Raw genomic sequence first — 13,737 nt, forward strand, 5'->3', positions numbered from 1 at the left:
ACCCCGCTTGAGTCCGGATCACCAAGCCGAGGGGGCGGGCGTCCCGGCGGTCATCCCCGCGCGCCGGTCGTGGCTGTCGCGGCGGCTGCATCGCTTCGGGCGGAACGGCTTCTCGACGCAGGTCTACCTGATCGCGCTGGTGATCGCGCTGATCGGCCCGGGCCTGCTGTTCACCAGCATCCTGCTGATGCGCTACGCCTCTGCCGAGCGGGCGCGCTTCGAGCAGGACGCCCGCGAGAACGTGCGCGGCATCGGCCTGTCCCTCGACCGCGACACCGCCGGTCTGGTCTCGGTGCTCCAGACGCTGGCCACCTCGCCGCGGATCCGGCAGGGCGATTTCGAGGCGTTCGACGCCCAAGCGCGTCTGGTGCGCGAATCGATCGATCTGGACGTCCTGCTGCGCCGGCCCAACGGTCAGGAGGTGGTGAACACCGGCGTTCCCCGTGGGGCGCCGATGCCGATCGTCGCGTTCCCCTTCGATCAGGACCTCGCCCGGGGCACGCAACGGGCGATGGTAAGCGGCTACGTGCCGGGTCCGATGCCGGGCGAGGCGACCTACGCGGTGGGCGTGCCGGTGATGATCGACGGCGAGGTCGGCTACATCCTGAGCTTCACGGTGCCCCTGTCGCGCCTCCAAGGCATCCTGTCCCGTGAGGTCGTCCCGGGCTGGACCACCGGCATCAGCGACCGGGCCGGCATCGTTCTCGCCCGGCTGCCGGATCCCGAGGCGGTGGTCGGCAAGCCGCGCCTTGCCAGCCTTCGACAGGTGCAGTCGGCGACGCCCGGCGTCTGGGACGGCCAGGACCGCCAGCACAAGCCGGTGGTGGTGATCGAAGCGCGCTCGCGGCTCACCGGCTGGATGGTCGCCACCAGCATCCCGCAGACTGTCGTCGATGCGCGGGTGCGGCGCTGGATCTGGGCGTTCGCCGGTTTCGGCCTGCTGGTCCTCGCCACGTCGTCACTCCTGGCGGTGAATCTGTGGTCGCGGGTCTCGCGCCCCCTCCGGTTGCTGGCCGCCTCCGGGCCGGCCCTGGCCCGGGGCGAGGCGATCCCGCGGGTGTCCTCACCGGTGCACGAGATCCAGCGACTCGCCGTCGTGCTGTCCGAGGCCTCGCTCCGGCTGCGGACTCGGGAAGAGGAGCGCGACCGGGCGCTGGCGGAGACCAAGCGCGGCCTGAGCGCCCTGAGCGAGAGCGAGGCGCGCTTCCGGCACATGGCCGATTCGGCGCCGGCCCTGATCTGGATGACCGACGAGACCGGGGCGGTCAGCTTCGCCAATCTTCATTTCGAGCACCTGTTCGGGCTGCCGGCCAACCAGTTCAACGACGATGGCTGGCACCAGATCGTCCATCCCGATGATCTGGACGGCTTCCGGACCGCCTTCGCGGAGGCCTTCGAGGCCCGGATCCCGTTCCGCACGGAGGCCCGGGTGATCGACCGGACGGGGGCGGTGCGCTGGCTCCAGTGCGAGGGTGTCCCGCGGCTGGACGACGGACAGAATTTCCTGGGCTACACCGGCTGCAACATCGATATCACCGACACGAAGAATGCCGAGGAGCACCTGCTGCTCCTGATCCACGAGTTGAACCACCGGGTGAAGAACACCCTGGCGACGGTCCAGTCGATCGCCGCCCAGTCGCTGCGCGGGCTGGAGGGCGCGGAGGCCGATGCGGCACGCGCCGCCTTCGAGGCGCGCCTCCTGGCCCTGGCGCGGGTCCACGATGTCCTCACGCGGGAGAGCTGGGAGGGCGCGGAACTCTCCGCGGTCGTGGCGGACGCGATCCGGCCTCTGGAGGCCGGCGCCGGCCGGGACTCGCGGTTCCATGTCGTGGGACCGGCCCTGCGTCTGCCGCCACGGCTCGCGCTGTCCATCGCCATGGCCCTGCACGAACTCGGTACGAACGCCGTGAAGTACGGCGCGCTCTCCGCGGAGGGCGGCGTGGTCGAGATCTCGTGGACCGTCCGGCGCGCGGAGGACATGCAGCTGTCGCTGCGGTGGTCCGAGCGCGGCGGCCCGCCGGTGAAGAAGCCGACGCGGACCGGCTTCGGCTCGCGTCTGATCGAGCGCAGCCTCGCCCGGGAACTCGCCGGCGAGGTCGTCCTCAGCTACGAGCCGACCGGCGTGGTCTGCACCATCGACGCCCCGGTGCCGCCGCCGGGCCTACTCGAGCGCAAGGGCGTCGCCGCACCGACACGGATCGCACCGTTGCCGCTCGCGGGTTAGGGGTTTCGAGGCGCCCGTCCGTACGCGTGGGGACGGCCGCCTCCGTCAGTGATAGGGATCGGCCGCGTCGCGCAGGCCGTCGCCCATGAAATTGAAGGCCAACACCGTCACCAGCACGGGCAGGACCGGCAGGAGCAGCCAAGGGTAGAGCTGCACCGCCGCAAGATTCTGCGCCTCGTTGAGCAGCACGCCCCAGCTGGTCACCGGAGGTCTCAGGCCCAGGCCGAGGAACGACAGGGCGGTCTCGCCGAGGATCATGGTCGGGATCGACAGGGTCGCCGAGGCGATCAGGTGGCTCATGAAGTTCGGGATCAGGTGCCGGCCGATCACCCGGGCCGGCGAGGCGCCCATGAGTTCGGCGGCCTGGACGAAATCCTCCTCGCGCAGCGCCAGCAGCTTGCCGCGCACCGCCCGGGCCAGCCCGGGCCAGTCGAGCAGCCCGAGAATCACCGTGATCCCGAAGAAGATCAGCAGCGGGCTCCAGTTCGGCGGCAGGGCCGCCGACAGGGCGAGCCAGAGCGGCAGCTCGGGCAGGGACCGGACCACCTCGATCAGCCGCTGCACCCCGGCATCGACCACGCCGCCGAAATAGCCCGCGATACCGCCGAAGAAGAGCCCGAGGGTGAAGGAGATCGCCACGCCGACAAGGCCGATGGTGAGGGAGATCCGGGCCCCGTAGACCATGCGGGAGAACAGGTCGCGCCCGAGCTTGTCGGTTCCGAGGAGGAACAGCGTGCCGTTCTCCGGCGGGCAGACGAGGTGCCAGTCGGTGTGGACGAGCCCGAGCCAATCGTAGCTGTCGCCCCGGCAGAAGAACCGCAACGGCTGCGGCGCGGACGCGTCGACCTTGTAGTCCCGGCGGAACGTGTCGAGGTCGAGATGGGCCCGGTAGGGATAGACGAACGGGCCGACGAAGCGGTCCGCATGGAACAGGTGAACGCCCTGGGGCGGCGCATAGAGGTAGTCGCCGTTGCGGCGGGCCTGGCCGTAGGGTGCCAGCTGCTCGACGAAGGGCACGATCGCGTAGAGGGCGAGCAGGATCAGGGCCGAGGCCACGGCCAGACGATGGCGCAGGAACTTACGCAGGATCAGCCGCCAGGCGGACGCCGTCGCGACCGGGCTCTCGGCCCTGGCCTCAGGCTCGAAGGGGGCCGGATCGACGAAATGTCCCGATGCGGGGAGCGCGTCGTTCATGGCGGGCCGGTTCATCGCAGGCCCATGCGGATGCGCGGATCGAGCCAGACCAGGATCAGGTCCGAGATCAGCATGCCGACGAGGGTCAAGGCCGCGACGAACATCAGGAGGAAGCCGGCCATGAACTGATCCTGACTGCGCAGGGCTTCGAGGAGCAGCGGCCCGACGGTCGGCAGGCTGAGCACCAGAGAGACCAGAACCGAACCCGAGACGAGGTGCGGCAGCAGGTTGCCGATATCCGCCACGAACGGGTTCAGCGACATCCGGAACGGATACTTCAGCAACGCCTGCAGGGGCGGCAGGCCCTTGGCACGGGCCGTGACCGTGTAGGGCTTGGCCAGTTCGTCCAACAGGTTGGCACGCATCCGCCGGATCATGGCCGCCGTACCGCCGAGTCCGATCACCAGGGTCGGCACGATGAGATGCGCCAGGAGCGAGCGGACCTTCTCCCAGGTCCAGGGCTGGTTGGTGAGGGCCGAATCGTAGAGGCCGCCGATCGACAGCCCGAACCAGCGGTTGGCGTAGAAGAGCAGGATCAGCGCCAGCAGGAAGCCCGGGACCGCGAGGCCGACATAGCCCAGCAGGGTCACGACGGCGTCGCCGACCGTGTTCCGGTGCGTCGCCGAGTAGATCGCCGCCGGGATCGCGACGAGGTGGACGAACACCACGGCCGTCAGATTGATCAGCAGGGTCAGCCACAGGGCGTCGCCGACGACATCCGCCACCGGCTTGTCGTACTCGAACGACCAGCCCCAATCGCCCTGGAGCAGGCCCGAGAACCCCACCGAGCCGGGCATCACCCCGATCCACATCAGGTATTGCTGCCAGACCGGGCGGTCGAGCCCGTATTGCTGGATCAGCAACTCCGCCTTCGCCACGGAGCTGGCATCGCCGGTGGCGCGCAGCTCCATGATCCGGTTGGACAGGTAGTCGCCGGGCGGCAGCTTGATGATGATGAAGACGAGCGCCGAAATGACCAGCAGCGTCACCGCCATGGTGACGATCCGGCGAAGGATCTGACGGATCACCGGACCTCCGCGCGGGTGTCGGCGCCTGTCTCCCAGAACAACTCGTCGAGGCGCTGCACGCCGATCATTGCAGTGGGTTCCCAGGAATAGAGGGCGCGCTTCGGAAGGTTGATCAGACGATCCGCGCCGACAACGGGCTGGAGCGCCCCCGCCACCGTGCCGATCACCCAGGTGTTGCGCGCGTGATTCGTCAGCATCTCGCGCCAGATCGCGGCCTGCTTGGCGGCGTCGTCGGTGTCGCGCCACTGGCGGTCGAGGTCGAGCAGTCGCTGGACCTCCGGAACGTCGCAGGGCTCGCCGCTCTTGCCGCGGCTCTCGACGTTCATGCTCCAGAGGGGCCAGGAATAGTGCTCCGGCTGGGCAGGGCTCAGCTCGGTCGGCGGCATGATCGCGGTCGGCACCGCGAGGTCGAGCCCCTGGGCGGCCACCATGATGGTCATGCCGCCGATGGAGCGCCGATGCAGGTTGGTGCGCTCCTGCGGCTTGGTGATCAGCCGGATGCCGACCTCGCGCCAGAACTCCGTGATGAGGAGCAGCGCGTCCAGCACCATCTCGGCCTCGCCGTCGCTCTCCACCACGATCTCCAGCGGCCGCCCACCGGGCAGCAGCCGCGTGCCCGCGCCGTCGCGTCCGGTCAGACCGAGTTCATCGAGGAGCTTCGCCGCCTGCGCCGGATCGTAGGCGGCGTTCAGCGTCCGCATCTCCGGCTCGAAGAGGGCGCTGTCCGAGAGGATCGTGTCGTTCCCCTCGGTGCCCAGTCCGAACAGCAGCGTGTTGTTCAGGGTCCGGCGATCGATGGCGAGCGACAGGGCGTGCCGGTAGCGCACGTCGCGGTTGAGCTGCCGCCAGGCCGGATCCGTCGTGGTGAGATTCGGGTAGAGGGCGATCTCCGATCCCCGGGCCACGGGCCACAAGTTGGTGCGGTACCGATGGGCCGCCTCACCCTCCTTGAGGCTCGGGATATCGGGCATCGTCAGGCCGCGAAACATCAGGTCGGCCTCGCCGGCGTTGGTCTTGGCGACCAGGAGGCCCTGCGAAGCCACATCCATCACGATGGTGTCGACATAGGGCAGTTGCGTGCCGGCCGTGTCGACCCGGTGGTAGCTGCGGTTGCGCTCGAAGCGGAACCGGGTGGCCGGCGAGCGGGTCCGCGGCACCCAGCCCTGCAGGGTCGGACACTCCGGATTGTTGAGCTCGTAATTGTCGTCGAGGCGGTTGTGCAGCGCCGCCCAGCTGCGGAGCTTGAGCGCCTTGGCCTTCGCGTCGGCCGCCTCCTTGCCGATGTAGCGGGCATGATACGGTTTCAGGTAGTGCGCCGGCCGGTAGATCAGCGGGTCCCGCGGCGCCGCCAGGGCGGGCAGGAACATCGGGTTCGGCCGGTCCCAGCTGTAGCGGACCGTGACCGGGTCGAGGAATTCCACCTGCGGCAGCTTGCCGTCGACCCGGAAGAAGGCCGGCGGCCCATCGGGATTCAGCGCCTTCTCGTTGGCGACGTCCTCCCAGTAATAGCGGAAATCCTCCGTGGTGAACGGATGGCCGTCCGACCAGCGGTGGCCCTGGCGGAGCGTGAAGGTGAAGCGCCCGCCCTCGACATCGACACGTTCCAGCACGTCGGGCCGCAGGTTCAGCTCGGCATCGTAACCGACCAAGCGGGTATAGCCGTAGACCGACAGGTAGCGGACATCCCGGGCCTTCGCGATGAGGGTCCGGATCGTGCCGCCTGCCGTCCCGAGACGGCGGCCATGGGCAGCGAGGTCGGCGACGGCGGGCTTGGTCGGCGGACCGAGCGCATCCGTCGGCGGCGTCTCTGCGAAGGCCCATGACGGCGCGCGCGACCAGCTCAATGTGGCGCCCAGGCCGACGAGGAGGGCGCGGCGGGAGACCGTGCCGTCCCGCCTGCCGCGGCGCGGGAGGGAGGCGGAAGAATCGTCCCGGAAATCCCCGGCGCTCATGGGCTGCCCCGAAGCGTCACCGAGGTCAGCCGCGCCGGCGAGTAGCCCGTGGCCCGGTGCAGGTCATCGAAGGCATGCGACCGCACGATCAGGTCTGCAGCCTGCCGGAGAAGAGAATCGTCGGCCGGCTGCTCGAAGTGTCGGCCGTTCCGGGTCCAGCGGATCGGCTCCGGGCTGCGTTCGGGGCCGGTGATCATCGCGATGGTCGGATGCGCAGGTCCGCCATGGGCGTGGATCCGGTGTCCGGCGGCATCGTCGTCGAAGAGCAGACGGGTCAGGCCCCGGGCCTGCGCCTCGACGACCCGCCGCCCCTGGGCGACGTGGTCGTCGAAGAACGCCACCGTCCGCGCCGGGTCCAGCATGGACCAGTCGGCTTTCGACCAGTCGGCGGTGCTGTAGCGCGCCTGCCGGTCGCGGTACTGGAGGCCCGACAGGTCGGGATCGTGGCAGAAGATCTGTGCCTGCGGGCGGGCCTGCCGGATGACCCAGGTGGTGAGGCCGCGAAACACGCCGGATTCGATCACGAAATCCGGCTTCAGCGCCCGCATCGCGATATAGAGCTGCAACGCGCCGTTGAAGCCGCTGCCGCCCCGGCGCTGGCGGACGGGCGCGGTGGGGATCAGCGCCCAGAACGCCTGGACCTGTTCGAGGACGTCGCCATCCGGAACCAGGCCGGCGGCGGCGAGATCCCGTTCCAGGATGGCGGCGGCCGATTCGAGCAGCGTCGCCACCTCGCGCGGTGACGTCGGCCGGTGGCTCCAGTCGGGGGCCGCCGGGACGAGGTCGTAGCCCAGGCGGTCGAAGAGCGGCGACAGCACCTTGCGGCGCAGGCGCTCCAGCATCACGGGTGGCCGGGCCTGCATCACGCGGCCTCGACCGCGTGGGCGGCGCCGAAGCGCACCCGGTGGCCGATCTCGACCGCGCGCATCGCCCCGGCCTCGTCGGGGGCCAGGCGAAAAGGCTCCTCCCAGCGCATCGGATCGTTCTGGTCGCCCGCGACCGCCGCGAAATCGAGCGGATGGTCGAGGCTCGGATCCGGCACGGCCGCGAGCAGCGCCTGCGTATAGGGATGCACCGGACGGCGGAACAGGGCGGCGCGGGGCGCCTCCTCGACGATGCGCCCCCGGCACATCACGCTGATGGTATCAGCCATGTAGTCGATCACTGCCAGATTGTGGGAGACGATGAGGTAGGAGAGCCCCAGCGCCGCCTGGAGATCCTTGAGCAGGTTCAGGATCTGGGCCTGGACCGAGACGTCGAGGGCCGAGACCGGCTCGTCGAGCACCAGCAGCCGCGGCTTCGGGGCGAGGGCCCGGGCGATGCCGATGCGCTGCCGCTGGCCGCCCGAGAAGGCGTGCGGGTAGCGGCCGAGACCGCTCGACTCCAGACCGACCATCGCCATCAGGGCACGACAGCGCTCCCGTCGCTCTCCTGCCGGGACGCCGTGGATCTCCATCGGCTCGGACAGGATCTGGCGCACGGTCATGCGCGGATCCAGGGACGCGTAGGGGTCCTGGAACACGAATTGGACCGTGCGGCGATAGGCGAACAACGCATCGCCGCTCAAAGCGTGGACGTCCCGGGGGCCGCTGCCGTCGTCGAACAGGATCCGCCCGGCATCAGGCCGCAGCGCCCGCATGATCATCTTCGAGACGGTGGTTTTGCCCGATCCGGACTCGCCGACGAGCCCGAGCGTCTGGCCGCCCGCGAGGCTGAGCGCGACGTCCGAGACCGCATGGACGGTCCGCGGCTTCTGCCACATCCGTCCCGCGCGCAGGGTGAAGCTCTTGCTGACGCCCTCGACCTGGAGGAGCGGCCCCGCCAGCGGCGCGGGCTTCTGCCCGGGCGGTATCTCGGCCCGCGCGGGGCGGATCGGCGTCAGGCGCTCGCCGGGTTGCATGTCGAAGCGGGGCACCGCGTGAAGGAGCGCGCGGAGATAGGCATGGCCCGGCGTCCGCATCACCGTGTCGCGCGGGCCCGCCTCCACGAGGCGGCCGCGATACAGGACCGCCACGTCGTGGGCGATGTTGGCCACCACGCCGAGATCGTGCGTGATCAGCAGGATCGCCATCCCGGTCTCCTCCTGGAGCCGGGCGAGCAGGGCGAGGATCTGGGCCTGCGTTGTGACATCGAGCGCGGTGGTCGGCTCGTCGGCCACCAGCAGGGCGGGCTTCAGGATGAGCGCCATGGCGATCATGGCCCGCTGGCGTAGGCCCCCGGACAGCTCGAACGGATAGGTCCGCAGGGCGCGGTGCGGATCGGGGAAGCCGACCCGGGCCAGCGCCTCCTCGGTTCGGGCATCCGCCTCCTTGCGGTCGGCACCGGTATGGATCCGCAGGGCCTCGCCAATCTGATCGCCCACCGTGTGGAGCGGAGACAGGCAGGTCATCGGCTCCTGGAAGATCATCGCGATCCGCTGGCCGCGGATCGCCCGCATCGCCTCGCTGTCGGCGGGGAGGCGCGCGATGTCGGTCTCCGTTTCGCCATCCCGAAACAGGATCCGGCCACGGGTGATGGCGGCGGCCGGGGGCAGAATCCGGAGGATCGCCTGGGCGGTCACCGATTTGCCCGAGCCGGACTCCCCGACGAGAGCAAGGGTCCGGCCGCGGTGAACGTCGAGGGACAGGCCGTGCAGCGCCTCGAACGGGCCGCTCTCCGTGCGGAACGCGACCGCGAGGTCGCGGATGGACAATAGCGGGCTCAACCCGTCCTCGCGATCTGTGAGACCCGAGACTTAGACGCCTTGGGGCCCATGTCCATCGCGGCGACGCCGAAGTGCTCGCGAAGATCCAGCAGCTGTATCGCCGGGTGCCGGACGAGGTGCGCGATCAGCGCCGCGACGAAGCTCCAGAGGGCGTCGTCATGGACGCGATGGTGGGTCAGCAGACCGACCGGCTGCTCCGGCGCACGGAGGATGGCGTCGGCGACGCCGGTCAGCAGCGCCTCCGGATCGCGCAGGGACCGGGTGCCCCGCCAGTCGATCGGGTCGAGCGTGGCGTCGAGCCGGCGCAGACCCGGAACCGGTGGGCCGGGTACGGCCGAGAGGCCGCAATAGCCGAGATCAGGCAGGGCGGCGGCGAGATCCGGCGCGAGGCGGTTCCAGGGTGGGACGAAGACCGGCAGCACCGTGGCCTCCGCCAGCCGCGCGCGGGCGATCCGCAAGCCGGCCGCGGCCTCCGCGATCCGGATATCGAGGGGCCGGTGCGCACCGAACTCCGCCGGCTTCTCGCCGGGGCGCGCATGGTTGCTGTGGGCGAGGCCATGAATGGCGACCCTCACGCCTGGAGCCGTTTCAAGGCGCCGTTGGAGCGACGGCTCGATCCCGGACGGAATCGCCGCGAGGAGCAGCGGGATGCCATGCGCCTCCGCAAGCCCCACGAGCCGATCGAGCTTCGGGCTCGCCGCGATCGCATCGTCGTCGCGCCAGAACAGCGGAACACGCCCGCCGCGGGCGGCCACGGAATCCAGGGCGCGATCGATGACCGCGAAGGCCGGATCCGTCGCGGGAACGGATCCGCGCCGCGCCGGACCGACGCCGTGCAGGCTCTCGACCAGTTCCACCGTGCGCCGGGCGCCGGCGATGTCGATGCCGTGCGGACCGGGGACGGGTGCAGCCGCCTGGGCCTCGACGGCCTGGACCAGGGTTTGGGCCGTCAACTCCGATTCCGGCAGCACACGGGCGAGACCGCGGGCGGCGAGGCACGCGGCGCGCAGGCGTTGCTCGGTCTCGACGCCGGCCTCGAACGGCACCAGCACGGCGGGCGTGCCCGTGGCGAGGAGATCGATGGCCGTGTTGTAGCCGCACTGGCTCACAGAGACGGCAGCCCCGGCCAGGAGGGCGCGGTAGTCAGGCCGGGCACGGCCGAGGACGCCCGGAGGAAGATCGCGGCCGATCCCGGACAGCGCCGCCTCGGGCACACCGTGGCCGGCGAGGATCCGCCAGCCGAGATCCGGCCGTTGCCGGGCCGCCTCGGCGGCAGCGCCGAGCAGAACCAGCCCGGCCGGCCCGGATCCGGCGGCGACCAGCACGCCGGCGCGACGGGTTGCCGGCAAAGCGACCGTGCCCTCGTCCACGTAGCCGGTGTACCGGACTTTCGCGGCGGTGGCCGCATCGACGGGCCAGGAGGTATCGAGGGGCACGAGAGCCGGATCGCCGTGTACCAGAACGGCGTCGTAGAGGTCCGCCACGCGTGCATGCGCCTCGGCGATGCGCGCGGGCTTCGTCGAGGCGACGAGAATGTCGCGGACGGATGCGAGGACGAGCGGGCGCGGCCGACCTGCACGAGCGGCATCCACCAGAGCCAGGAACTCGTGTGCCAGGGCGCGCCGGCCGAAGGGGAACAGCTCGGTGATGACGGCATCCGGTGCGAAGGCCGTCACGGTCTCGGTCATCAGGGCGCTGCGGCGTGCCAGCAGCGGCGGCTCGGCCGGACGGCCGTCGGGCTCCAGCAGCGTCGAGAACTCCGTGCCGGCGATCCGGAGCGGCGGCAGCTGAACGAGGCGCAGGCCGTCGCGGCGGACCATCGGCGCCGGAACGCCGCCCGAGATCAGCAGTGTCTCGTGACCGGCCGCCGCGAAGGCGCGGGCGAGGGCGGCGGCGCGGGTGAGATGCCCCGCGCCCAAGAGATGCGTGACCGCGATCAGGACGCGCACGCGGGCAGCTCCGATTCGTGTGCGGCCACGTCCGACGACAGACCCGCAGAGGCACGCAGCCGGCCGGCGATCAGCGCGATCGCGGCCTCCTCGGAGAAGTCTCGCACAAGCCGCGCCCGGGCGGCCTCGCCCAGCCTCCGGCGGAGGCCCGGATCGTCGGCGAGACGGATCAGCGCCGCCGCCAGCACCGCCGGGTCGCCCGGCGGGACCAGGACCCCGTGCGTGCCATCGGTGATGAATTCCGGCGTGCCGGCGAATGCGGTCGCCAGAATCGGCAACGCTTGGCTTGCCGCCTCCATCAGCACGTTCGGCAATCCATCGCGGTCGCCGCCCGGGGCCGGCTTCGTCGGCAGGACGAACAGGTCGGCCGCGCGCATGGCCTCGATCACCGCAGGCTGCGCCAGGGCGCCCCGGAAGCGGATCCGCTCAGCGAGGCCACAGGTGCCAACCCGCGCCTCCAGGGCAGCGCGCAGCTCTCCGCCGCCGATCAGGTCGAGCTGCCAATGCAGGCCTGGGGGCAGGGTGGCCAGGGCGTCGATCAGATCGTCGTGTCCCTTCTTGGCGACGAGCCGTCCGACGCAGAGGAGCCGGAGCGGCCGGGCCGGATCCGTGCCGTCGCGCGTTTCATGCGGCGGCGGGATCGGAAAGCGGCTGAGGTCGAGCCCGTGGTAGGCGAGCAGCGTCCGGCCGGGCGCGAGCGCGTCCAGCCGTGCAAGCCCGTCGCGGGTACAGGTCACACCCCAAGCGGCGTCGCGCAGCTTCTCGGTCAGCTCCCAGTCCGGCGTCGTCCAGATATCCTTGGCATGCGCCGAGAAGCTCCACCGGCGCGCGGTGAGCAGCGCGGCGTAGCGGGCGACGCTGGCCGGCGTATGCAGAAAATGCACGTGGATATGGGCGATGTCGGCCGGCAGTTCCCGGGCGAGGACCAGGGCCTGCCCGAGGCGGCGCAGCCGCGACGCCGTCGGGTCGCGCCGGAAGTCGCGGGCGAACAGCGCGAGAAGCGCCGGGAGGTTCCGCCGCCGGAACGCCGCACCGAGTCCGCGGAGCACACGCAGCGGCGCATCGCGCAGATATTCGGGCAGGTAGGCGGCCTCGGCTCGGATCTGCCCGTGCATCGGATGGCGCGCCCGGTCGGTCGGGCGGCGCAGGGACCAGATCTCCAGGGACAGACCGCGCCGCTCCAAGGCGAGCAGCTCCTGCGCGATGAAGGTCTCGGAGAGCCGCGGATAGCCCTTCAGCACCACGGCGACCCGTTTGGCGCTCACGAATAGGCCTGCAGGCACGGGCGGGTCTCTTCGTCCGCGCTGCCGCGCGCCGTCAGCGCCCGCACGCGGCGGGCCACCGCGTCGAGGCCGTCGAGCAGACCCGGCACCAGCACCCGCGACGGCGGATCCTGCTCCGGCAGGTCGCGGAGCGCGGCCGCCATGCGCCCGGGCGTCCGGCCCTCGGCCTCCATCAGGACCCGCGCGAGGCCGAGCCGCTCGGCCGCGAGCGCCCGGATCGCCTGCTCCCGCCGCGGCTCGGTCCGGGGCACGAGGATTGCGCGACGGTCGAAGGACAGAATCTCGCAGAAGGTGTTGTAGCCCCCCATGGCGACGATGCCGGCGGCCTTGCGCAACAGGAACTCGATCTCGCTATCGAAGGTGATCGCGGCGATTCTTCCGCCGAGCGCGCGGATGCGCGCCGCGAAACCGTCGCGGGTGGCGGTATCGAGGAAAGGACCGAAGGCAATCAGGGCGGGCAAAGGGATCGCCGGATCGGCCTCGTAGGCGGCAATCACCCAGTCGATCAGGGCGGCACCATCGCCGCCGCCGCCCGGCGTGACCAGAATGAACGGGCCGTCGGCGATGGCCGGCTCCTTGCGGCCGGCGCGGCGCTCCGGGAGGTCCCGGCGCAGATAGCCGGTATAGATCAGGCGCGCGTCGATGCGCGCGGCGATCTCGGGATCCATCGGCAGCGCCGCGAGGGGCTGATGGATGCGGCTCAGCCCATAGACCCAGATCTCGTCGTAGAACTGCACCATCGTCTCGATCGCCCCCTTGCGCTCCCATTCGGGCACGAGACGATCGGCGTCGTCGAGGACGTCGCGCAGTCCGAGGACCAGGCGGATGTCGCGGTCGGCGGCGCCTTCCAGCACCGGCAGCAACTCGCCGTGGAATCCGGCCGGTTCCTTGTCGACGATGATCAGGTCGGGGCGGAAGGTTCCGCAGGCCTGGGCGATGATCGCCGACCGCTGCTCGACCGTGCGGGCGAGGGGGGTCGCCGCGTCGAGGCTGGCATAATTGCCATCCGCGAACTTGGTCACCGGCGGCAGCCGGACGGTCCGGACGCCCGGCGCAAAGGCGAAGCGATCAACCACCGGCGAGCCCGAGACGATCATCGCTTGAGCGCCGCGGTTGCACGCCACGATCGCGTTGGCGATCGCCCGCGAGCGGCGCAGATGCCCCAGCCCGAAGGTGTCGTGGCTGTAAATCAGGACGCGCGGGGCCGAAGACGCCTCGTCCAGTCGCATCAAGGTGACCGCCCCGGTTGACGGCGCAAGGATCGCAGCCGCCGCCCTCTCGCACAAGCCGGGCCGGGCCGCAAACAGCGCTGTTAACGGGCTTCAAACCGCGGGAACCTAAGCTTCCGCCAAGTCCGGATACCGAAATCGCCCGATGCCTGCGCCTTCCCAGTCCCGCGCGCC

9 protein-coding genes are annotated in these 13,737 nt (G+C 70.8%); 1 reads left to right on the top strand and 8 read right to left on the bottom strand.

All coding sequences use genetic code 11. The annotated features are described in order from the left end of the window. Positions 1 to 7: 7 nt before the first annotated feature. Positions 8 to 2,224: a sensor histidine kinase gene (locus tag PQI07_RS18140; protein WP_274927124.1), complete on the top strand. Its 2,217-nt coding sequence runs from the start codon at positions 8 to 10 to the stop codon at positions 2,222 to 2,224. Positions 2,225 to 2,269: 45 nt separating this feature from the next. Here PQI07_RS18140 and PQI07_RS18145 read toward each other — a convergent pair whose 3' ends face one another. From PQI07_RS18145 to PQI07_RS18180, 8 genes are read right to left on the bottom strand one after another with little or no spacing between them, the layout of a single operon-like run. Continuing rightward, positions 2,270 to 3,418, bottom strand: a complete 1,149-nt coding sequence (locus tag PQI07_RS18145) for an ABC transporter permease (RefSeq protein ID WP_274927125.1) — start codon at positions 3,416 to 3,418, stop codon at positions 2,270 to 2,272. Between the two features lie 11 nt (positions 3,419 to 3,429). Then, entirely contained in the window at positions 3,430 to 4,446 is a 1,017-nt protein-coding gene (locus PQI07_RS18150) for an ABC transporter permease (RefSeq protein ID WP_043758002.1), read from the bottom strand. Then, on the bottom strand, positions 4,443 to 6,398 hold the full coding sequence (locus PQI07_RS18155) for an ABC transporter substrate-binding protein (protein ID WP_075380407.1): 1,956 nt from the start codon (positions 6,396 to 6,398) through the stop codon (positions 4,443 to 4,445). Before PQI07_RS18155 ends, PQI07_RS18150 begins: the two co-directional genes overlap by 4 nt. Continuing rightward, positions 6,395 to 7,261, bottom strand: a complete 867-nt coding sequence (locus PQI07_RS18160) for a hypothetical protein (RefSeq protein ID WP_274927126.1) — start codon at positions 7,259 to 7,261, stop codon at positions 6,395 to 6,397. Before PQI07_RS18160 ends, PQI07_RS18155 begins: the two co-directional genes overlap by 4 nt. After that, entirely contained in the window at positions 7,261 to 9,102 is a 1,842-nt protein-coding gene (locus PQI07_RS18165; protein ID WP_274927127.1) for an ABC transporter ATP-binding protein, read from the bottom strand. Before PQI07_RS18165 ends, PQI07_RS18160 begins: the two co-directional genes overlap by 1 nt. Continuing rightward, positions 9,099 to 11,051, bottom strand: coding sequence for a glycosyltransferase (locus tag PQI07_RS18170; RefSeq protein WP_274927128.1), 1,953 nt, complete (start codon positions 11,049 to 11,051; stop codon positions 9,099 to 9,101). The genes PQI07_RS18165 and PQI07_RS18170 overlap by 4 nt, the downstream gene beginning before the upstream one ends. Continuing rightward, entirely contained in the window at positions 11,039 to 12,316 is a 1,278-nt protein-coding gene (locus PQI07_RS18175) for a glycosyltransferase family 4 protein (RefSeq protein ID WP_075380403.1), read from the bottom strand. Before PQI07_RS18175 ends, PQI07_RS18170 begins: the two co-directional genes overlap by 13 nt. Then, on the bottom strand, positions 12,313 to 13,563 hold the full coding sequence (locus PQI07_RS18180) for a glycosyltransferase family protein (protein WP_274927129.1): 1,251 nt from the start codon (positions 13,561 to 13,563) through the stop codon (positions 12,313 to 12,315). Before PQI07_RS18180 ends, PQI07_RS18175 begins: the two co-directional genes overlap by 4 nt. Between the last annotated feature and the right edge of the window lie 174 nt (positions 13,564 to 13,737).

The organism is Methylobacterium sp. 092160098-2 (assembly GCF_028920805.1).
GTDB classification, from domain to species: domain Bacteria; phylum Pseudomonadota; class Alphaproteobacteria; order Rhizobiales; family Beijerinckiaceae; genus Methylobacterium; species Methylobacterium fujisawaense.